Here is a 22,637-nt window from a genome sequence, read left to right on the forward strand (position 1 = left end):
GGCCGAGCTACAATGATGTTACGCAAGGGCTTTCGCAATCTTCTCGTACAGATCGCCTGACAGGTTTTCCAGCCCTTTCAACTGCTCAAGTGCCGCACGCATCAGCGCCTGACGTTTCGCATCGTAACGTTTCAGGCGGATCAGCGGCTCAATCAACCGGGAAGCGACCTGTGGGTTACGACTGTTCAGTTCCGTCAGCATTTCCACCAAGAACTGATAACCGCTGCCGTCCGCTGCGTGGAATGCGGCAGGGTTGCTGCCAGCAAACGCGCCAATCAGCGAGCGAATGCGGTTCGGGTTGTTCATGCTAAACGAGCGGTGATTCAGCAGCTTACGCACCGTTACCAGCGCATCATCCGCCGGACTTGTGGCTTGCAGAATCAACCATTTGTCCATCACCAGACCATCCTGATGCCACTTATCGTCATACTCCTGCATCAACGCATCACGGCACGGTAATTCTGCTGCGACGGCCGCAGACAAGGCCGCGAGCGCATCGGTCATATTGTCGGCTTCGTGATACTGCTGGCTCACCAGTTTATCCGCCAATTCAGCATCACCGAACGCCAGATAACGTAGGCAGGTGTTGCGCAGGGTGCGCTTGCCAATATCGGCATGCTCAACGCGGTAGCTATGCAGTTTGTTAAGGTTGTAGATTGCCAAACATTCGTCGGCCAGTTCGCTTGCCAGTGTGCGGGTCAGCGCTTCGCGCACTGCCGCAATGGCAATAGGATCGATAATCTCAAACAGCTCAGCGATTTCACTTGCCGATGGCAGCGTTAAAATTTCTGCAGCCAATGCGGGATCGATAGTCTCATCAAGCAAGATAGCGCGGAAAGCGTCAGCAACGTGAATCGGCAGCGACAGCGGCTGGCCCTGCTGGTGACGGGCAACGTTCAGCTTGATATAGGTAGCAAGCAGGCTTTGCGCCGCATCCCAACGGGAGAAGTCGTTGCGCGCATGGCGCATCAGGAACGTTAGCTGCTGATCGCTCCATTTATATTCCAGTTTCACCGGCGCGGAGAATTCACGCAGCAGTGACGGTACCGGCTGGAAATAGACGTTATCAAAGACGAACGTTTGCTCAGCCTGCGTCACGTTCAGCACGTGATGAACCGGGTGACCGTCTTTTTGCAGCGGGATCACTTTGCCTTCGTTATCGTACAGCTCGATATCGAACGGAATGTGCAGAGGATATTTTTCATCCTGCTCCGCCGTCGCTGGGGTGCGCTGGCGAATCGTTAACGTGTACTGCTCGGTTTCCGGGTTGTAGTCGTCGTGAACGCTAACAATCGGCGTACCGGCCTGACTATACCAGCGGCGGAAATGGGACAAATCGACGTTAGAAGCATCTTCCATCGCTTGAACAAAATCATCGCAGGTTGCCGCACTGCCATCATGACGCTCGAAATAAAGCTGCATCCCTTTCTGGAAGTTCGTTTCCCCCAGCAAGGTGTGTAGCATGCGGATCACCTCCGCCCCTTTCTCATACACCGTCAGCGTATAGAAGTTATTCATTTCAATAACTTTATCTGGACGGATTGGGTGCGCCATTGGGCTTGCATCTTCGGCAAACTGCAGACCACGCATGGTGCGCACATTGCTGATGCGGTTAACCGCACGGGACCCCAGATCGGAGCTGAACTCCTGATCGCGGAATACCGTTAAGCCCTCTTTGAGACTTAGCTGGAACCAGTCGCGGCAGGTGACGCGGTTACCAGTCCAGTTATGGAAATACTCGTGGCCAATGACGCGCTCGATATCAAGGTAGTCTTTATCGGTTGCCGTATCGGTACGCGCCAGCACGTACTTAGAGTTAAAGACATTCAGCCCTTTATTCTCCATGGCCCCCATATTAAAGAAGTCGACGGCAACGATCATATAGATGTCGAGATCGTATTCGAGACCGAAACGGTCTTCGTCCCATTTCATAGAGTTTTGCAGCGAAGTCATCGCCCACGGCGCGCGATCGAGGTTGCCTCGATCGACAAACAGCTCCAGCGCCACTTCACGCCCGGAGCGGGTTTTGAAGGTATCGCGCAGTACATCGAAGTCGCCCGCGACCAAGGCAAACAGGTAGCACGGTTTTGGGAATGGATCTTGCCACTGCACCCAGTGGCGCCCGTTATCCAACTCGCCTTCGGCAATGCGGTTACCGTTAGAAAGCAAGAAAGGATATTTGTTTTTATCGGCAGTGATTTTGGTGGTAAAGCGAGCCAGCACATCTGGGCGGTCAAGATACCAGGTGATATGACGGAAACCTTCTGCTTCACACTGAGTACACAGCGCTTCACCGGACTGATACAGGCCTTCTAAGGCGGTATTTGCCGCAGGGCTAATTTCATTGACGATCTTTAAAGTGAAACGCTCTGGCAAACCGGAGATCACCAGATGACTTTCTTCTTCTTTATAGTCAGTCCACGGCTCGCCGTTAACGTGCAGGGAGACCAGCGTTAAGTCTTCACCATCTAAACGGAGCGGCACATCAGACGCTGCGTGGCGGGAAACCTGGCTTTCCGCTGTCACGACGGTTTTTGCGGCATCCAGGTCAAAGGCCAGGTCAATATCACTAATCAGGTAGTCCGGCGCACGATAGTCGTGGCGGTACTTGGCTTGGGGCTGTTGTGTCATAAAAAACCTTTAGCATCTTATGTAAATGTCATCTCCAGTCTATTCCTGTTGTGTTAATCACGCTACGCAGAATCTTCATCTTTTCCAGTCAAATAGCGAAAAATGATACATTTACGCAACATGCTGTACAAAACACATGAGTGGCGCTTCGTGCCTTATGATGTGATCGGGGTTCAATAAATCGATAAACAAGGTATACTCCAGCGATTCTCCCCTGTTGTTTATTGTACTAAACGCTCCTGTGAGAGGATGCTACTGCGCACCATGACACAATTCGCTTCCCCTATCCTGCTCTCGATGCTGGATACCGATGCCTACAAACTGCATATGCAGCAGGCCGTTTTCCACCACTACTATGATGTCAACGTAGCGGCTGAATTCCGCTGCCGTGGAGACGATCTGCTAGGTATTTATGCTGATGCAATTCGCGAACAAGTCGACGCCATGCGTTCTCTTACGCTGCAAGATGACGAATATCACTGGCTGTCCGGACTTCCTTTCTTTAAACAAGATTACCTGACCTGGCTGCGTGATTTCCGCTATGACCCGCGTCAGGTCACCGTCACCAACGACAATGGCAAACTCAATATTCGCCTTGAGGGCCCGTGGCGCGAAGTGATCATGTGGGAAGTTCCCCTGCTGGCGGTTATTAGTGAACTGGTTCACCATTACCGCTCGCCGGAACATGGCGTGCCGCAAGCGTTGGATATGCTCGAGCATAAGCTCGTCGAGTTTAATCAGATGACCGCCGACATCGATATGTCCGCATTCAAGCTGATGGACTTTGGCACCCGCCGTCGTTTCTCCCGCGACGTTCAGGAGGCGATTGTCAGCCGCCTGCAGCAGGAGTCGTGGTTTACCGGCACCAGTAACTACGATTTAGCGCGCCGCCTGACGCTCACACCAATGGGCACCCAGGCGCATGAATGGTTCCAAGCGCATCAACAAATTAGTCCGGACTTGGCGACCAGCCAACGGGCAGCGCTGGCCGCTTGGCTTACGGAATATCCTGACCAGCTTGGCATTGCTCTGACCGATTGCATTACCATGGATGCTTTCCTACGCGACTTTGGCCCTGAATTTGCCACCCGTTATCAGGGTCTGCGTCATGATTCAGGTGATCCATTTGAGTGGGGCGAGAAAGCAATTCAGCATTATCAGAAACTGGGTATCGACCCGCATTCCAAAGTGCTGGTGTTCTCCGATAACCTTGATTTGGCAAAAGCTGTCGACTTATATCGTCATTTCTCGTCGCGCATTAATCTGAGCTTCGGTATTGGCACCCGTTTAACCTGCGATATTCCACAGGTCAAACCGCTGAATATTGTCATTAAGCTGGTCGAGTGCAACGGCAAACCGGTCGCGAAACTCTCCGATAGCCCGGGAAAAACCATCTGCCACGATAAAGCGTTTGTTCGCGCTTTACGTAAAGCCTTCGATCTCCCGCAGATTAAAAAGGCCAGTTAATCATCAAAGGGAGCCACCGGGCTCCCTTCTTCTTTATTTATTTCTGAAAACACCCTCCCCGAATGCGAATTCTGCTTGTCTGATGGAAGATGACAGGTAACATAGATATCCCCCCGCAGTGATGGGGAAATCGATTTTTTTATTGGACTACGAATAGAGAGACTATTATGAGCGTTGTGCCTGTAGCCGACGTACTCCAGGGCCGTGTCACCGGGGACCAAGAAGTCACCGTGCGCGGCTGGGTACGTACTCGCCGAGATTCAAAAGCTGGCTTTTCCTTCCTTGCCGTCTATGACGGTTCCTGCTTTGATCCTGTACAGGCCGTTATTAATAATTCTCTGCCCAATTACAATCAGGAAGTGCTGCGTCTGACCACCGGCTGTTCCGTTATTGTCACCGGTAAGATTGTCGCCTCCAAAGGCGAAGGTCAGAGTTTTGAAATTCAGGCCACCAGCGTAGAAGTCACCGGTTGGGTTGAAGATCCTGATACCTACCCGATGGCGGCAAAACGTCACAGCATCGAGTATTTACGTGAAGTTGCGCATATGCGCCCACGTACCAACCTGATTGGCGCGGTCGCTCGCGTTCGTCACACTCTGGCACAGGCGCTGCACCGCTTCTTCGATGAGCAAGGTTTCTTCTGGGTCTCTACGCCGCTGATTACGGCTTCAGACACCGAAGGCGCTGGCGAAATGTTCCGTGTATCAACGCTGGATATGGAAAACCTGCCGCGCAACGATCAGGGCAAAGTAGACTACGACAAAGATTTCTTTGGCAAAGAAGCGTTCCTGACCGTATCCGGCCAACTGAACGGCGAAACCTATGCTTGTGCGCTGTCTAAAATTTACACCTTCGGGCCAACCTTCCGCGCCGAAAACTCCAACACCACCCGCCATCTGGCAGAATTCTGGATGCTGGAACCAGAAGTAGCGTTTGCCGATCTGGCTGATAACGCCGCTCTCGCAGAAGCGATGCTGAAATATGTCTTCAAGGCCGTGCTCGAAGAACGCGCAGACGACATGAAGTTCTTCGCCGAACGCGTTGATAAAGATGCGATCGACCGTCTGGAGCGTTTCGTGACCGCCGATTTCGCGCAGGTAGACTACACCGACGCGATCACCATTCTGGAAAACTGCGGTAAGAAATTTGAAAACCCAGTGTTCTGGGGCGTGGATCTTTCTTCTGAACATGAACGTTACCTGGCTGAAGAGCACTTCAAAGCCCCGGTGGTAATGAAGAACTATCCGAAAGAGATCAAAGCGTTCTACATGCGTCTGAACGACGACGGCAAAACCGTTGCCGCTATGGACGTCCTGGCGCCAGGAATCGGTGAAATCATCGGTGGTTCACAGCGTGAAGAGCGTCTGGATGTCTTGGATGCGCGCATGGCTGAAATGGGTCTCAATAAAGAAGACTACTGGTGGTACCGCGATCTGCGTCGTTATGGCACCGTTCCACACTCTGGTTTCGGTTTGGGCTTCGAACGTCTGATTGCCTACGTGACTGGCGTACAGAACGTGCGCGATGTGATCGCCTTCCCAAGAACGCCACGTAACGCCTCTTTCTAAGTTATCTCTGTCTCAAGGGCCAGCCAGCGTGCTGGCCTTTTTTTTAACGCTCAGTAGAGTATGTAAAGAAATCTTTATTAAGTTTAACAAACTTAAACTTCAAGCCCCCGCCGCCTGCTCTTTGTTACATCACATTTCTCGAAATCAATCCGTACAAAAAACAGCCATAAAATTATTGCACTTAAGATTCCGCTAACGCCTTAGCACATTATTTAGCCAAAAACACAGCTATCCAGATGGCTAAAAAATATCATAGGGAAAAGTTAACTCGTCCGCTCAGTGCGATAAGAAAAAGCGTTATGCGAATAAAACATAAGAAATTCATATTGATAGATAATGATGTGTTCAATTAATCCGCGTATGTCTCAGAATTTTGAGATAGTTCACAAAGTTCCTTAAAATACACAAATTCTTACACATTATTTCTTTTGCTTACTCATTCTCGATGTTTGTAGCATTTTCAGGCTAGCGAAAGAGTGTTTTGAATGGAAAGATGCCTCTCAGACACATAAAGACACCAAACTCTCATCAATAGTTCCGTAAATTTTTATTGACGGAAGTAATTGAAGAAAGTGGAGAGTGTCTATAAAAAAAAACCTAATGAGGGTAATAAATAATGATGAAGCGTAATATCCTGGCAGTGGTTATCCCTGCTCTGCTGGTAGCTGGCGCAGCTAATGCTGCAGAAATCTACAACAAAAATGCCAACAAATTGGACTTCTACGGTAAAGCAGTTGGTGAACACATTTGGACCACCAACGGCGACACCAGCAACGAAGATACCACTTATGCGCGTATCGGCTTTAAAGGCGAAACCCAGATCAACGACCAGTTGGTTGGTTACGGTCAGTGGGAATACAACATGGATGCTTCCAACGCGGAAGGCTCCCAGGGTACCAAAACCCGTCTGGCATTCGCTGGCCTGAAATTTGGTGACGCCGGTTCTATCGACTACGGTCGTAACTACGGTGCCATCTACGACGTAGCAGCTTACACCGATATGCTGGTTGAATGGGGCGGCGATTCTTGGGCTGCAACCGACAACTTCATGAACGGTCGTTCTTCTGGTCTGCTGACCTACCGTAACAGCGATTTCTTCGGCCTGGTTGATGGTCTGAGCTTCGCGCTGCAGTATCAGGGTAAAAACGATCGTAACAACCCAGTTGTCACCACCTTCAACTCTGACGGTACCGTTAAAGATGTTGGTTACGGCGGCAACGGCGCGAAAGGTAACGGCGACGGCTTCAGCACCTCCGCACAGTACGATTTCGGCAACGGTATCGCGCTGGCAGCTGGTTATGAAGTTGCTGACCGCACCAACGCACAGGTTAACCCTGGCAGCACCACACTCGGTGGCGTGACTCACACTTGGGCAAGCGCTGGCGGCAGCAAAGCTGAAGCATGGTCTACCGCTGCTAAATACGACGCGAACAACGTCTACGCTGCTGTAATGTATGCTGAAACCCTGAACATGACTCGCGAGCCAGACAACAACTTCGCGAACAAAACTCAGAACATCGAAGCTGTCGTTCAGTATCAGTTCGACAATGGTCTGCGTCCATCCATTGGCTACGTACAGTCCAAAGGTAAAGATCTGATCGCTCGCGGCGACTTCAAAGGCGGCGATGCTGACCTGGTTAAATACATCGAAGTGGGTTCATGGTACTACTTCAACAAGAACATGAACGTATACGCTGCGTACAAGTTCAACCTGCTGGATGACAACGCTTACTCCGCTGAGTCCGGTCTGGCGACCGACGACCAGGCTGCAGTTGGTATCGTATACCAGTTCTAATCAGCAGACCCTCGCTGCTATATGCCTAAAAAGCAGGACTTCGGTCCTGCTTTTTTACGTTCCTAAGATGAAGATCGTAACTTTTGAAAACCTTCGCGCTTTTAGTCTCTAACGGTTGGCATTTTGTAAATCTACCGTTAACCTGATAGCGGATTTCCCCCGAACTTATAAATGGAACCTCGTCATGTTTGAGAACATTACAGCCGCCCCTGCCGACCCAATTTTGGGCCTAGCCGATCTGTTTCGCGCCGACGAACGCCCGGGAAAAATCAATCTCGGGATTGGTGTCTATAAAGACGAAACCGGTAAGACCCCGGTTCTGACCAGCGTCAAGAAAGCTGAACAGTATCTGCTGGAAAATGAGACCACCAAAAATTACCTCGGTATTGATGGTATCCCTGAATTCGGTCGCTGCACGCAGGAGCTGCTGTTTGGTAAAGGCAGCGCGATTGTCAGCGATAAACGCGCACGCACCGCGCAGACCCCCGGTGGTACTGGCGCACTGCGCGTCGCGGCGGATTTCATTGCCAAAAACACTGACGTGAAACGTATTTGGGTCAGCAACCCAAGCTGGCCGAACCACAAAAGCGTTTTTGGCGCGGCCGGTCTAGAAGTACGTGAATATCACTACTACAGCGCTGAAAAGCACGCGCTGGACTTCGATGCGCTGCTGGCAAGCCTGAATGAAGCTCAGGCAGGCGACGTGGTTCTGTTCCACGGCTGCTGCCATAACCCAACCGGTATCGATCCTACGCTGGAGCAGTGGCAGCAGTTGGCTGCGCTGTCTCTTGAAAAAGGCTGGTTGCCGCTGTTTGACTTCGCCTACCAGGGCTTCGCCCGCGGTCTGGAAGAAGATGCGGAAGGTCTGCGTGCGTTTGCCGCGCTGCACAAAGAGCTGATTGTCGCGAGTTCCTACTCGAAGAACTTCGGCCTCTATAATGAACGTGTTGGGGCTTGCACCCTCGTCACCGCTGATACTGATACCGCCGATCGCGCCTTCAGCCAGCTGAAAGCCGTTATCCGCGCAAACTACTCGAACCCACCGGCTCACGGTGCATCCGTAGTGGCAACGATTCTTGGTAACGACGCGCTGCGCGCTATCTGGGAACAAGAGCTGACCGATATGCGCCAGCGTATTCAACGCATGCGTCTGCTGTTTGTGAACACGCTGCAGGAAAAAGGTGCCAACCGCGACTTCAGCTTTATTACCAAACAAAACGGCATGTTCTCTTTCAGCGGCCTGACCAAAGAACAGGTGCTGCGTCTGCGTGAAGAGTTTGGGGTGTATGCTGTTGCTTCGGGTCGTATTAACGTCGCCGGGATGACGCCAGACAACATGGCTCCTCTGTGCGAAGCCATCGTCGCCGTGCTGTAACTCTGGTTACTGCTGTGACAAAAAAGGCCGCTTTCGCGGCCTTTTTAATTTCTTACCAAACGGGAAGTTCATCTTGTAAGAACGGGTTGTGCAAACGCTCGTGACCCAGCGTCGACATCGGCCCATGTCCGGCAATAAACTTCACGTCATCGCCCAGCGGCAGCAATTTGCGCTTAATAGCGTCAATCAACTGCGCGTGGTCGCCACGCGGGAAATCACTGCGCCCGACGCCGCCCTTGAACAGCACGTCACCAGAGATGAGCAACCGCGCAGCGTCGTCAAAAAAGACTACGTGTCCAGGGGTATGCCCGGGACAGTGAAGCACCTGTAGCTTAACGTTACCGACGCTCACCGTATCGCCTTCATTCAACCAGCGGTCCGGCGTCAACGGCTGACAGTCGTCGAGGCCAAACATCCGGCTTTGCGCAGGAAGCCCCTGCAACCAGAACTCATCCTCTTTTTCCGGCCCAATCACCGGCACACCGTAATGTTGTGCCAGTTCCGCCGCCGCACCCACATGGTCGAGATGACCATGGGTCAGCAAAATTTGCTGCAGCGTCACGTCAGCGTCTGCTACCTGCTGTTTGATGGTTTCGGCATCACCACCTGGATCGACCAGCGCCGCCATTTTGGTTTGCTCACACCAGATCAACGAACAGTTTTGCGCGAATGCAGTAACCGGAATGATTCGATAATTCATGCTGCTCCTGTTTATCCCCGTCATACTTCAAGTTGCAGGTGCGTTGGCTGCGCTCACTCACCCCAGTCACTTACTAAAGTAAGCTCCTAGGGATTCGCTCTCTTGCCGCCTTCCTGCAACTCGAATTATTTAGGGGTTATTCTCGTCACCGTTCAGATCTTTTAATCAATCTGAACTGCCGGGCGTAGAGTTACCAGTGCCGTAACGGCCCGGTATCAATATGCACAAAGTTGCTACGTGGGTAGTATCCTACACCACCTGCGCGTAGAGATAACGCAGCTTTGCGTACATTGCTTAACGAAATACCCTCAATGTGGAAATCCATGGCCTGGCCTTTCGTGTGATAGCTCTTTTTCGCTACCCCACTACTGTGCGCGCGCAATTCATTATTGGTATCAATAGAACGATATCCAGAAATCAATTGCACAGGCTTATTAGTTCCTAATAGTCCCTGAAGGCGATAGAGTTGATCGAACAATGAAGGATCGATGCTCTTTATTTTATTCGCGCGATAGTCACGGAAAAAATGGTTCAGTTTTGCTAATTCATCCTGAATATAGCCTCGGCCGTCAAAAAACTCGGCTTTTATCAACTCACCTGTATGCAGGTTACTCAGCGTTAAAATACGCGGACGTGGGGTCGAGAGGGTGGCAAATGCAGGCGTGGGTAAGATGGCCGCCGCGCCAAGCGCAACACCACCTAACGCCAGCAATTTGCGGCGATTAGCGTCAAATTTGTCCATGATAATCAGGTCTACAGTCAGTAAATGTGATCGAAAAATATGCACTTCTGGCGCACGTTAAGCACCTTACCGGGCATCAAAGCCAGCGTCAAGGCGGCCTGCAGCGCAGATCCGCCAGCCCTGGACGTTCGAGGCTGGCTTCATTGCTTTATATTCGACAATCACATTACCTGAACTGCTTCATTTATCTGATTAATTGTTCCGCTTTTGGCAAAATTTGTGCGCCGGATCGCGCAGTAACATCATAATTGTAAATATCTGTTCGATATTGTGTCTGTCCATCAGACCCAACAAAGGCGGTCAAATAATAGAGGTTAACCGGGATATTTTGGCGGATATTCACATAGCGTGTATTCCCTTGTTTCAGCGCATCAGAAATTCGCGCGTCATTCCATCCTGCATCCTGTAACAACATATTAGCCAAATCGGAGGCTTTATTTACACGCACACATCCTGAGCTTAATGCTCTGGCGTCTTTCTGGAACAAATTATGGTTTGGCGTATCGTGCAGATAAATCGCATCTGAACTCGGCATATTAAATTTATAACGCCCTAACGAGTTGCGCTCGCCCGGTGCCTGCTGGAAGCGGAACGGCAGATTCGACGCCGTAATAGTTGACCAATCTACGCGCCACGGATCGATAGCCTCTTTACTATTCCAGCCACGAAGGACGGTGTAGTTATGCCGCTCCAGATAACCGGGATCATTGCGCAGCTTCGGCAGAATATCATTACGCGCCAGCGTAGGCGGGACGTTCCACGGCGGATTGACCACCACGTTATTCAGCGCGCTGCTCATCATCGGCGTTTTACGATCGGGACGACCGACAATTACCCGTGAGGCCAGCGCTTCGCTGCCGTTAAGATAATAGACCAGTGAGTAAGCTGGGATATTCACCATAATTCCGGTGGACACTTTGCCTGGCAATAAACGAAGACGCTGAATATTCAGCGCCAAGACGCCAGCTCGCTGTGCAGACGAGACGTTCAGCCAATCGCGGGTTGACGCACCAATAACGCCATCGGCGCCTAAACCTTGCGCCGTCTGGAAACGCTTAACCGCGGCCACCAGCTTCGGATCGTAGGCCGCCGGCCCCGCTTTCTTGGTTTTGCCAACATTGTCACCAGGTAGCGCGATATCCGGTCCGCTATCCAGCACGCCGTTGCGCTGCAAAATCTCGCGCAGTGCTGGCACATCGCTACTCCACTGCCCTGGACGTAAAGAAACCGTTGAGGTCAATTTTGGCCATGGGCGTGAATCCCCGGTCAGCGCCAGTAGCGACTGATGCATCGCGGCATACTGCGGGTGTTGCGGTGCCAAAGCTGTAATAAACTGCGGCAAGGAGCCGTTATCAAGCGCCAACTGCCACTGGTTGATAACCGACAACGGCGGCGTACCCAGCGTGTAAGGCTTATCGCTGTACAACCAACGATTGCCCTGTACCGGAATACCGCTAATAAAGTGGAGATAGCCCATCAGCGCGTCGGATAGCACAACATCGCGGGCCATACCGCTCACATTTGGATTGGTGAGTAGCTCGACCCATTGGGTGAACTGCGGTTGGAAACCGGCGATAGCCACCTCAGCCAGCTGTTGCTGGAAGGCACGCACCGCATCGCGGTTTTCCCACATGGGTTTCATCCCGCGGGCGGAATACAGCGTCACCAAGGGATTAAGATAGACCGGTTTGTATCCGGCTGGCAGAAGAGACTGGATTTCGGCGCGGCTCGCCGCGGCCGTTTCGGAGGCCAGCGGTTGGCTACCCAGCAGGCTCGCCATCGCCGACGACGATGACCCCGGATGCTGAAGTACCGGCGAAGCTTCTGCCGGCAGTGCGCTGCTATCAGATGGAACCAGTTCGGGTTCATCCGCAAAAGCAGTCAACAGTGGAGCAAATGTCATTGTCAGGCACAGACTCACAGCAGACAAACGACGACCATTTTTTTTATTAAGCAACATCCCTTGCCCCCTGTTAAATATACGAAGACCCGTAACATGGGCGTACCTTCAGTATATAAAGACAAAAACATTTTTGCCCGGTGAAATGTAAAGAAGTCTAAAGATAATAACGCACTAGCAGCCAAAAGCGGAAAACAAAAAGGGCGACATCGCTGTCGCCCTTCATTCCGTATTTACTCCGGCTCGGCCCGCCTGATGGCGCTACGCTTATCAGGCCTACAAACCGTTATTGCGTAGGCCGGATAAGGCAAAGCCGCCATCCGGCAATGCCAATATTGGTTTACCCGGCCTAAGACGCGTCAGCGGTACCTGGCAACGTCTCCGGTAACTGGGCGGCGAAACCGCGCAGACCGACCACATGCACATGTTCATGGTTATTGACCACTTTACGCACCAGCTTATAGGTTGTTCCTTTCTCCGGGCTGATGTTTTCTGGCGCCGCAATAATCAGCTGCATCTCCAGACGTTCGCACAGCTCGAACAACGTAGCGATGGAACGGGCATCCAGACGCGCCGCTTCATCGAGGAACAGCAGGCGGCACGGAGACAAGTCTTTACCGCGCAGACGACGTGCTTCATCTTCCCAGCTCTGTACCACCATCACCAGAATCGACATCCCGGTCCCGATAGCCTCACCGGTCGACAGTGCACCGGACTCGGCACGCAGCCAGCCGTCGGAGCCACGGTTAACCTCAACTTCCATTTCCAGGTAGCTGCGGTAGTCGAGCAGCTCTTCGCCGATGGTTTGCGGCGTACGCTGGCCCATATCGATTTGTGGATTCAGGCGGGAATAGAGCTTCGCCAGCGCTTCGGAGAAGGTCAGGCGGTTGCTGTTAAACAGATCCTGATGCTGCTCGTGCTGCTCGGAAAGCACGTCCAGTAGCATCGCGTGGGTCTCACGCACGTTGACGTTCAGACGCACGCTGTTGACCTGGCCAAACGAAACGTTCTGCAACCCCTGGTTCAACTGACGAATACGGTTCTGTTCGCGCTGAATGGTTTTGCGAATAATATTCGCCACGCTGCGAGAGCTTATCGCCAGCTTCTGTTCGCGGTTAGTCAGCTCTTCGGTCAGGCGGCTCAGTTCGATTTCCATCTGTTCGATGGCTTCAACCGGATCATCAGTGCGAATAATATCCTGACGGATACGTTCACGCAGATGCTGATAGACGGCGACGAAGAACTGAATTTTACGCTCCGGACGTTTTGGATCTTCCGACATACGCAGCACATCGCGCAGGTGTTCGTTATCCGCGACAGCCAGACGCAGCGCACCGAGCGCTTTATCCGACATTGAACGCAGATCGTCGGCTGAGAGGTAAGCCAGCTCACGACGATGCAGACGACGCTCAACGTTGTTGTCTTTCACCAGACGCATTACCGCACACCATCCGGCCTTCGCGCTCACTACCTGCTCGCGCATTTCCAGATAATCGCGTTCCAGCTTGCGCAGACGGCGAGTCAGGTTGTCCATCTCGGCTTCGCAGAAGGTCAGCGCTTTTTCCAGTTGGTTACGACGGGCACGGTTGTTGCTTAGCTGAGCATGCAGCTCGTCACGGCGCATACGCGCACGTTCTTCAGCCCCGGCATCGGCGCGAACACCAATGTCTTTGAGCTCTTTATGCAGATCGTTAAGCAGCTCTTTTTTCGTGTCATACGAGCTTTTCAGCGACGCCAGCACCTGGCTGTACTGACTTACCTGGGCCGCATGGGTACGCATCGCTTCACGCGCACGACTACGTTCCGTTTCCGCCTGAGCCAAACGCTGACGCAGTTTTTCATTCAAATCACTGTTGCCGGAGAGCATGTCAGCGGAATCAGAGTAGCCAAAGTGGGCGCGACGTTGCACCACTTCAGTCAGCGCAAAGGCCTGCTGACGCGCTTCACGCTGCACCTGCTGAGACCAAGCGTAATCTTCTTTTAACTGCTCGAACTGCTGAGGATCGCTTTGCAATACAGAGACAATCGGCTCGAGTTTCGCCAACTGATTGCCATACTGCTGGATAAAGCGAGCGGCTTCCTGGGCTTCATCCAGACGCTCTTGAATTTCATCGACGCGGTCGGCCAGCGTTTCATCCGCTAACAGACTCAGACGAGGCAGCAGGCGGTTTAACAGCGCAACACCCTCTTTCGCCTGCTCAAACTGCGTTTGCTGCTGCTGGTTGTCGCTTTCATGACTGCTCAGCGCGCGTTCCAGTTCGTTACGACGGGTGTTCAGCTTACGAATTTCTGCTTCTGGATCGGCATCAAAGGCAACCGACAGGTGGCTACCGATAAAGCGGCTGAACGCCTGATGTAGACGCTGGGTTTTCTGCACGTCAAATGACAATGTCGCGAAACGTTCAGAAAGCACTTCACGCTCAGCGTGCAGACTTTCAATGCGGCTTTCACGCGCAGCGCGACCAAACAGCGGCAGCGTCGGGAAGCGGGAATAACGCCACTGACGATCGGCGATTTTCACCACCACCGCTTTTTCCAGTTCATCGACGCTAAACACGCTGTCATCGAAGGACTGTGGATCCCCTTCGATCAGATAGAGATCTTCCGGACAATCTTCCAAGCCTTCCAGGTACTCGGCAATTTGTGACAAATCCGGTACCACGATGGCGTGACGTGACGGACCGTACAACGCGGAGAAATACGGTGCATCTTCGAGGCTCACATCATCATAAATTTCTGAGAGCAGCACACCGCCAAAACGTTCTGCCAGCGCATTAAGACGCTGATCTTCCGAGCCACCAGGCTGGCTTAAACGTTCAATTTCATCGTCAACCGCCCGCTTACGCGCGCCGACTTCGTCACGTTCAACGATGGCCTCACGTTCACGTTCCAGCAGCTGTTGCAAATATTCGGTGACGTCGACGCTGGATTCAAACTGTTCGCCACACTGCTCGCTCAACTGGGTCAGGCTGTTTTGCGCTGCCAGCCATACCGGTGCGCGGTGCATCAGCGCGGAAATGCGCGACTGCAACTGCTCTTGCTCTTGGCGTAACGTCATGCGCTGTTCACGGGCGTCGCTGACGCAATCGCTCAGTGCAGCAATCCGCGCTTCCAGCTCATGGTGCAGCGTTTCAAGTTCTTCAATATCGTACTGTTTGCCCTGACGTTTGCAGAAATCAGCCAGCAGACGTTCGGCGTCCTGCTGCTCGCGCAGACGCTGTTCCAGCTCGTTCAGACGGCTGCGCAGCGGCTGTGCCTGTTCTGCCAGATGACGCTGGTTGACACCGTCACGCAGTAATTCGCGGGCAATTTGCCAGGCCTCATCGCGCGCCAGCGGGCCGTTAATGGCCTCAACAATTTTGAACGCCTGTTCAAACTGGCTGTGAGCAGTCTGCGAAACGCTCATTTTTTGCTCAAGCGTTAACAGTTTTTCGGTCGCTTCCTGTTCTTTCGCCTGGAAAGTTTCCAGCCATTCATCCGCGCTTTCTGGCGTTAAATCCGGCAGGTGGCAAAGCTCTTTCGCCCGCTGTAGTGCCTGCAGCGCCTGGGTGTACTGAATCGCACGCGTCTGCTGCACATCCAGCGCTTGCTGGTAGTCCGCCAGCTGGTTTTTCAGCTCATCCACTTCCAGTTCGGCGGCTTCGGCACGAGCTTCGTTTTCTTCCTGCTGGTCGGCGGCTTCCGCCACCACTTCGTTTTGTTCTTCCAGACGAATTTGCAGCTCGTCTAGATCCGCTTCATAGCGTTCAATTTTTTCTTGCTGACGCAGAGCCGTCTGCACGAGGTTCAGGTGGTCGCTGGCGGCCTGGTGATCGGCTTCCAGATCGCCTTCTGCACCGTTATGCTCCTGCAGTTCACGCGCCATATCGACGTGCTTGAACTGCTCCGCCGCAAGCGTTGAGCGAGAGGTGAACAGCTCGCGACGATACTCCAGCGCTTTATCCAGATGCACTCGACGGTCGTTGGCATGACGCATATAGTCAGCGGCAACGTAATCGGTGGCTTCGGAAATCAGATGTTTGAACAGGTCACGGTCGGACTGAGTAACGCGAATCGCTTCCAGCGTCATGCGGTTTTCACGCAGCGCCGCTTCCATATCCTGGAACGCTTTGCGCACGCCGCTGTTTTCCGGCAACAGATAGTCGCGTAGGGAACGAGTAATGGCGCTGGAGATACCGCCGTACAGTGAGGCTTCAATCAGACGATAGAATTTGCTACGGTCAGAGGCTGAGCGCAGACGACGCGCCACAATGCCCAAATCGAACATCAGCGAGTGATAGTCGGTAATCGAGTTAAACTGTTTGAACTGCACGCCTTCGATGGTATCGAGCTTGTCTTTAAGCTCCTGCAAGGTCAAAACACGCGCTTGGCGATCGCTTACCGTTTCGGTCAGCAACTGGGTTGGCTGGTAAGAGGTTGGCAGACCTTGAATAGCGAACGGCTTGATATCCACTTTACGATCGCGGCCAGCGACCTGTTGTAAACGTACGCCAACCACCACGCGCTGGTTACGTGAGTTCATCACGTCCAGCACCGAATAACACACGCCCGCTTTCAGCTTACCGTGCAAACCTTTATCGCGTGAACCGCTGGTTGCCCCGGCTTCGGTGGTGTTACGGAAGTGCAGCAGGGTTAAGTCTGGAATCAACGCCGTGACGAATGCCGCCATGGTGGTGGATTTACCCGCACCGTTACCGCCCGACAGCGTGGTGACCAGTTCATCTAGGTCGAAGGTACGGGCAAAGAACCCGTTCCAGTTAATCAGCGTTAGCGAACGAAATTTACCGCGATCGATCATTATTCTTCCTCCCCGCTATCTGGCTGATTTTCGTCATTCTCGTCATTGAGCTGCAGATGGTTTTCGATAGGCATCGCTTCACCATCGCGGATCATGCGCAGCTGCGCTTCACGCGCATCGTCGCCGGAGCGCACGTCGGCGCCGAAGCGGAAGACGGACTCGGTGATGCGGAATTTGCTGCTGTCATGCCCCATAAACCACACCATGCCCAGACGGCGCAGGCGGTTAAGCGAAGAACGCACTTTCTCTTGCAGTTTCTGACGATCGAGGTCAGAACCGGTGGAGCGGTTGTTCACCAGCTTCAGCAGCTTGGATTCCTCAGCCAGCGCCAGCAGTTCGTCGTACAGTTCCTGCTGGGTGAAAATACCTTCATTGGCCAGACGTTCTGGACTCAGGTAGAGGTAACAGAGGATTTTTCCGACCATCATATCCAGCTCGGAAAGCACCGACCGCGGAATCAGCGTTGTGGAACGCGGGCGCAGGTAGAAAAAACCTTCCGGCGCGCGGATTAACTCCACATTATAGCGGGCGTAAAACTCTTCCAGATACTCCTGGAAATCCATTAAAAATGCGTGATTGTCCAGTTCATCCAGACCAATATGACGACCGGCACGCAGCGCGCTATCCAGCGCAGGAAAAATGGGGTTGGCCAGAGCCTGTGCCAGTTTAACCGGCATCACTTGTTCAATATTTGTCGATGACATGCGCCTGTACCTTGGCTCCGTAATCATTAATCGACTGCCATTTTGCTGGCAGTCCGGTGAAATCTGCGTGCGCTATACCCAAACGTACTGCCTGATCAACCACGATTCGTGCAACGTCAAAGTGACGCGCCCGAGGGTACTGAAGCAGATACTCTTTCACCACCAGACCGAGATCCAGCGGCAGCTGTTTGGATTTATAAATCGCCAATTGTTCTTCAATCAGCGCAGCGAGCTGTTCGCGAATTTCGTTAAATTCTTCGTACTCTAAATCCGGCGGAAGTTCACCAGTCACCTCTTCGTCACGCAGCGTCATCTCTTCATCACGCATATCCAGCAGACGATCGGCGTTGGCGTAGGTGAGCGCCCATGGGGCGTCAAAATAGTTCTGCACCGACTGGCGCAAACGCTGGGCAAAGACGCGGTTTTTATCCATATCAATCGCGGTACGGATAAATTTATGCACGTGGCGGTCATAGCCAATCCACAGGTCAATCGCCTGCTGGCCCCAGCTCACGATGCGGTCGAGCTTGCTTTGCAGATCGAAGACCAGGCGGTCAACAAATTGCAGGTCGTTATGGCTGAGCGTGGCATCCTGAATGCGTAGCAGGTTCGCCTGCAGCTTATCGCCAGCAGCGTCCAAGGTATCTTGAAGTTCACGCAGAGTGCCGGAGGTTTCCGACAGCAACAGTTCACAGCTAGAGATCGCCGCACGCCAGTCTTTATTCAGCAGCTGGGCAATATCGTCTTTCACCGATTGCTGCTGCTCATCCATAATGCGCTGCGTCAGGTCGATACTGTCGAAGATTTCCGCTACCGAGTATTTAAGCGGTGCATAAACGTGACGGTGCCAGTGGAACTCATCGCCGCCCTCATCCGCCGAGTCTGCCGCCCTTTTAAGCTCACCGGCCACAATGGACAGCTGCATGGACAGGCGCAGCGTTGAAAACTCACGCTGGCGAATATAATAGTCGGTGATGCCAATCCCCAGCGGGGTCAGACGATAGATGGCGTTCCCTTCCGTGATTTCGCTGGTAAAGCGGTTCAGCAGACGTTGGCGAACCAGGTCGTTAATCGCGTTGTTGGCACGCGTACCGATGGTTTCACTGGTTTGCTCAAACGCATCACTGACGTGACGAAACGCATCCACCAGCTCGCCTTCCGTCATTTCACCTTCCAGTCGCTCACCGTTCAGCGTTGCCACAGCCAGCAGAAATGAGAGCCTATCGACGGGTAGCGAGATGGCAAAATCATTTTTCCTGGCCCAGGCAACCAGTTCGGGGACTGTCTGGGAAAATTCACTCATCGTTTTTCCTTGTTTCTGTCAGCGGCTTAAACGCTGTGACATGAATATAGCGCCCAAGGCTAATATACGGTTCCTGACGGCAATAGCGCGTTTCAAGCTCCAGCAGAATATCAAAACAGTTTTTCTGCATCTGCTTATCGCGCAGATAGTCATGAAATACCCGCACGCCGGTTTTCCCGTTAATTTGCCAGCCAATCTCTTCTAGCCAGCTATAGACCTGCTGCGGATCGCGCGGATAATTCGGCGACAGCGTCCGTCTTTTCTTTTTCGGCATGCCCAATGCCACGTAATCGAAGTTGCCGACCACCATGTTATGCATCAACAGGCCGTTTGCATTGTAGAACATTAATGATAATGCGCCGCCTGGACGAAGCACCGACCAAAGCGTTTTTAACACTTCCTGTGGTTCAGCCACCCACTCCAAGACCGCGTGAAACAATATCAGATCAACCGGGCTTTCCAAATGCTCGTCCACGTCTTGGGCCGCGCAATGTATGAAATGCATGTTGTCGCTCACACCTTTTTCGCAAGCAGCCTGGCTTGCGCGCGCGATCATTTCCGCGGAAAGATCGCACAGGGTGACGTGATGTCCGCGCTCCGCCATTTTGATGGCCGTCTGACCTTCACCGCCGCCGGCATCCAGGATACGCAGCGGTTTCGAGCCCATCGTTGCCAGCAGAACGTCGAGATCCTGCCACAAAATAGCCTGACGCAGTTTACCCTTCGTCGTGCCATAGATGTTGCGCGAAAACTTTTCCGCCATGTCATCAAAATTGCGATCCTGCACAGGGCATCCTTACTGACTTCGCCAGCCGCAAAAGGTCTATTTTGTCACACCCACGACGAGAATGGAGCTACCTAGTGTAATATCACTGCATTCATACGATCGGATGCTTAAAAAAGGTACGCCACAGAATGCTTTTTATGCTGAAAAAGTATATCGGCGGCATGATGCTGCCGCTGCCACTCCTGCTTTTACTTATCGGTTTAGGAATCCTCCTGGTTTGGTTTACCCGTTTTCAAAAACTGGGCAAAACGACCATTACCTTAGGCTGGCTGGCGCTGCTGTTATTAAGCCTGCAGCCCGTTGCCGATAGCCTGCTGAAGCCGATTGAAGATAAGTACCCCACCTGGCGTGGCGAAGAACCGGTGCAGTACGTGGTGGTGTTAGGCGGTGGTTACACATGGAACCCGGACTGGGCGCCAAGCTCAAACCTTATCAGCAACAGTTTACCGCGTCTGGCAGAGGGGATTCGCCTATGGCAGGCTAATCCGGGGGCAAAAATGGTCTTCACCGGCGCACGGGCGAGAACTAATCCGGTGAGCACCGCGGAGGCCGGTGCGCGTGTGGCAGAAAGTCTGGGCGTACCGCGCGATGAAATCCTCGTGCTGGATAGCCCCAAAGATACCGAAGAAGAGGCCAGCGCGGTCAAGGCGGCAATCGGCGATGCGCCGTTCCTTCTGGTGACTTCTGCATCGCATCTGCCTCGCGCCATGATTTTCTTCCAGCAGGCGGGACTGCATCCCCTTCCGGCTCCGGCAAACCAGTTAGCTATCGTTTCGCCACTCAACCCGTGGGAACGCATTATTCCCTCCCCGGTCTGGCTGATGCACAGCGACCGGGTCGGTTATGAGACATTGGGGCGGATTTGGCAATGGCTGAAAGGGGATTCAGGAGAGCCACGGGATCAGTGATTTCGATGCAATATCGAAGTTAGCCCGGTTAAACTTACCGGTGCTGACTAACTTCTCGACTTCGTCCCACAGAAGATAGAGCCAGCGCCGCCAGAGGAATCCCTCAGCCACCGGGGCGCGCTGGAGGTAATGCCACAGCAGCTGTTCCGCCTGCGCGCTTTCATGCAGACGAAACAGCTCATATTCCCTCGGTGCCCACAAAATGGTCCCCGGCCCCACCATCGCCAGCAGCTGATCGCTTCGGGAATCTTTCAACATGCTGCGCAGCGTCAAATGGCCATGCACCAGTACGCAGTTATCGCTAAAACCATCAAATAACGCACTCAAGCATTCTCGCGTGCGGAACAGCAGACGTTTGTCCTGCATTGTCAATCCGGTGCTGTGGTAGAGATTCAAGGTGCCCCACAACACTTCAATCCGCTGGCGATACCACTGCGGCCAGCTGTTTTCCTGAGTGCCGTCAACAAAGCCGACGCTACCTGAGCTGTCCACTCGATGCCATGCCAGTAGGGCTTCGACAATTTGATCCTTCAGCGCATCCCACCGCTGTGGGCTGCGGGTTGGCGCCTCCACCGGAACACCGCGCAGCCGCTCAAGCAGCAAAACATCAGGGCCAGGATGCTCTTCATGCGTCATAACCCCGTACACCACCGGCATACGGGCCGTGCCGCTGCGCGCCAGCATCGATATTTTCCACGCCAGCTGGCGGGCTAGCCCCGGTGACGAAAAGCTCCGAGCCAATAATGGCATCGGATTGCCGTCAGCATCATATAGCGACCACAGCGCGGTATCCGTCTGCTCGTTAATACATTCCACACGACTGAGTGATTCACCCAATAGATGGCTGAGTTCTACACGTAGCTGTTCCATGTCGATTGCCCCTATAAAAGCCATTGCTTCCATAATGAGCATATGAGATGCGAATTTCACCAGACAAGATCAAAATTGCAACAGAAAGACGGGAAAGATTGCGGTAGGGAATCGCCCCCTTATGACAAGGGGGCAAAAGGATTACTTCATCTCGGCACGAACGCGCGCCAGATCTTCCGGTGTATCGACGCCGGTACCCGGGACTTCTTTCGCTACGGCGACATGAATTTTTTCGCCGTACCAGAGTACGCGGAGCTGCTCGAGCATCTCAATGTGCTCAAGCGGGCTTGGCGCCCAGTTGACATAGCGACGGATAAATCCAGCGCGGTAACCGTAGATGCCGATATGGCGTAACAGCGTGTCGCCAATCTCTTCGCGGCTTTTGGCAAAACGGTCACGATCCCACGGAATGGTCGCGCGGGAGAAATAGAGCGCATAGCCATCTTTGTCCATCACCACTTTAACCGCGTTTGGATTAAAGGCTTCTTCGGCGTCATGGATAGGCACTGCCAGCGTTGCCATGCCGGACTGGCTGGCCGCCAGATTGTCCGCTACCTGGCGGATAATGACCGCCGGGATCATCGGCTCATCGCCCTGTACGTTAACAATGACGGTGTCGTCGCTGAATCCACATTTCTCAACCACTTCCGCCAGACGTTCAGTACCTGATTGGTGATCGGCACGCGTCATGCATACTTCGCCACCAGCGGCTTCAACGGCCGTTGCCACCTCCGGGTGGTCGGTCGCAACGATAATGCGCTCGGCACCCGATTCACGCGCGCGTTCCAGCACATGAACAATCATTGGTTTGCCGTTAATATCCTGCAGCGGTTTACCCGGCAGGCGCGTTGAGGCAAAACGCGCGGGAATAATGACGACAAAACTCATGGTCTGTTCTCTTCAGCAGCGAGCACGCGGGCTTCGGTTTCCAGCAATACGGGGATACCGTCACGCAGGGGAAACGCCAGATTATCAAGTTTGCAAATAAGTTCTTGCTTGTCCTGGCTGTAGTAAAGTTTACCGTTGCAAACCGGGCAGGCAATAATTTCAAGTAGACGGTGATCCATGGTTCCTCCTGATGGGCCGTAT

16 protein-coding genes are annotated in these 22,637 nt (G+C 53.1%); 5 read left to right on the forward strand and 11 right to left on the reverse strand.

The window, feature by feature from the left end; genetic code table 11:
* Window positions 1–18 precede the first annotated feature (18 nt).
* Entirely contained in the window at window positions 19–2,631 is a 2,613-nt protein-coding gene (gene pepN / locus AB4K05_RS19855) for an aminopeptidase N (RefSeq protein WP_368481586.1), read from the reverse strand.
* A gap of 264 nt (window positions 2,632–2,895) precedes the next feature.
* Here pepN and pncB point away from each other — a divergent pair, with 264 nt between their 5' ends.
* The 4 genes from pncB to AB4K05_RS19875 all read left to right on the forward strand — a co-directional run bounded on the left by pncB (window position 2,896) and on the right by AB4K05_RS19875 (window position 8,836).
* Window positions 2,896–4,098: a nicotinate phosphoribosyltransferase gene (pncB, locus tag AB4K05_RS19860; RefSeq protein ID WP_368481587.1), complete on the forward strand. Its 1,203-nt coding sequence runs from the start codon at window positions 2,896–2,898 to the stop codon at window positions 4,096–4,098.
* Window positions 4,099–4,265: 167 nt separating this feature from the next.
* Complete coding sequence (gene asnS, locus AB4K05_RS19865) at window positions 4,266–5,666, forward strand: asparagine--tRNA ligase (protein ID WP_368481588.1); 1,401 nt, start codon at window positions 4,266–4,268, stop codon at window positions 5,664–5,666.
* Between the two features lie 616 nt (window positions 5,667–6,282).
* On the forward strand, window positions 6,283–7,461 hold the full coding sequence (locus AB4K05_RS19870; RefSeq protein ID WP_368481589.1) for a porin: 1,179 nt from the start codon (window positions 6,283–6,285) through the stop codon (window positions 7,459–7,461).
* 184 nt (window positions 7,462–7,645) lie between these two features.
* Entirely contained in the window at window positions 7,646–8,836 is a 1,191-nt protein-coding gene (locus AB4K05_RS19875) for an amino acid aminotransferase (protein ID WP_368481590.1), read from the forward strand.
* Between the two features lie 52 nt (window positions 8,837–8,888).
* On the opposite strand, the gene AB4K05_RS19880 is transcribed toward AB4K05_RS19875, so the two are convergent.
* The 7 genes from AB4K05_RS19880 to cmoM form a co-directional block, all read right to left on the reverse strand.
* On the reverse strand, window positions 8,889–9,536 hold the full coding sequence (locus tag AB4K05_RS19880) for an MBL fold metallo-hydrolase (RefSeq protein WP_368481591.1): 648 nt from the start codon (window positions 9,534–9,536) through the stop codon (window positions 8,889–8,891).
* Window positions 9,537–9,726: 190 nt separating this feature from the next.
* Window positions 9,727–10,278 (reverse strand): DUF882 domain-containing protein, encoded by a 552-nt coding sequence (locus tag AB4K05_RS19885; RefSeq protein ID WP_368481592.1) that lies wholly within the window; start codon window positions 10,276–10,278, stop codon window positions 9,727–9,729.
* 184 nt (window positions 10,279–10,462) lie between these two features.
* Window positions 10,463–12,238 (reverse strand): L,D-transpeptidase, encoded by a 1,776-nt coding sequence (gene ldtD / locus AB4K05_RS19890; RefSeq protein ID WP_368481593.1) that lies wholly within the window; start codon window positions 12,236–12,238, stop codon window positions 10,463–10,465.
* A 289-nt stretch (window positions 12,239–12,527) separates the two neighbouring features.
* Window positions 12,528–16,976: a chromosome partition protein MukB gene (gene mukB, locus AB4K05_RS19895; protein WP_368481594.1), complete on the reverse strand. Its 4,449-nt coding sequence runs from the start codon at window positions 16,974–16,976 to the stop codon at window positions 12,528–12,530.
* On the reverse strand, window positions 16,976–17,680 hold the full coding sequence (mukE, locus tag AB4K05_RS19900; protein WP_368481595.1) for a chromosome partition protein MukE: 705 nt from the start codon (window positions 17,678–17,680) through the stop codon (window positions 16,976–16,978). The genes mukB and mukE overlap by 1 nt, the downstream gene beginning before the upstream one ends.
* Complete coding sequence (mukF, locus tag AB4K05_RS19905) at window positions 17,661–18,983, reverse strand: chromosome partition protein MukF (protein WP_368481596.1); 1,323 nt, start codon at window positions 18,981–18,983, stop codon at window positions 17,661–17,663. The genes mukE and mukF overlap by 20 nt, the downstream gene beginning before the upstream one ends.
* Window positions 18,976–19,770 carry a tRNA uridine 5-oxyacetic acid(34) methyltransferase CmoM gene (gene cmoM / locus AB4K05_RS19910; protein WP_368481597.1) on the reverse strand — a complete coding sequence of 265 codons (795 nt, stop codon included), beginning with the start codon at window positions 19,768–19,770 and terminating at the stop codon, window positions 18,976–18,978. Before cmoM ends, mukF begins: the two co-directional genes overlap by 8 nt.
* Window positions 19,771–19,898: 128 nt before the next feature.
* On the opposite strand from cmoM, the gene elyC reads away from it, so the two are divergent.
* Window positions 19,899–20,678, forward strand: a complete 780-nt coding sequence (gene elyC / locus AB4K05_RS19915; protein WP_368481598.1) for an envelope biogenesis factor ElyC — start codon at window positions 19,899–19,901, stop codon at window positions 20,676–20,678.
* On the opposite strand, the gene AB4K05_RS19920 is transcribed toward elyC, so the two are convergent.
* From AB4K05_RS19920 to ycaR, 3 genes are all read right to left on the reverse strand, one after another.
* Complete coding sequence (locus AB4K05_RS19920) at window positions 20,655–21,548, reverse strand: YcbJ family phosphotransferase (protein ID WP_368481599.1); 894 nt, start codon at window positions 21,546–21,548, stop codon at window positions 20,655–20,657. The two genes, elyC and AB4K05_RS19920, sit on opposite strands and share 24 nt — an antisense overlap.
* 141 nt (window positions 21,549–21,689) lie before the next feature.
* Window positions 21,690–22,436: a 3-deoxy-manno-octulosonate cytidylyltransferase gene (gene kdsB, locus AB4K05_RS19925; protein ID WP_368481600.1), complete on the reverse strand. Its 747-nt coding sequence runs from the start codon at window positions 22,434–22,436 to the stop codon at window positions 21,690–21,692.
* Window positions 22,433–22,615, reverse strand: coding sequence for a protein YcaR (gene ycaR, locus AB4K05_RS19930; protein ID WP_052284039.1), 183 nt, complete (start codon window positions 22,613–22,615; stop codon window positions 22,433–22,435). Before ycaR ends, kdsB begins: the two co-directional genes overlap by 4 nt.
* Window positions 22,616–22,637: the final 22 nt, after the last annotated feature.

The sequence above is a fragment of the Kluyvera sp. STS39-E genome (assembly GCF_040932435.1).
GTDB lineage: Bacteria > Pseudomonadota > Gammaproteobacteria > Enterobacterales > Enterobacteriaceae > Kluyvera.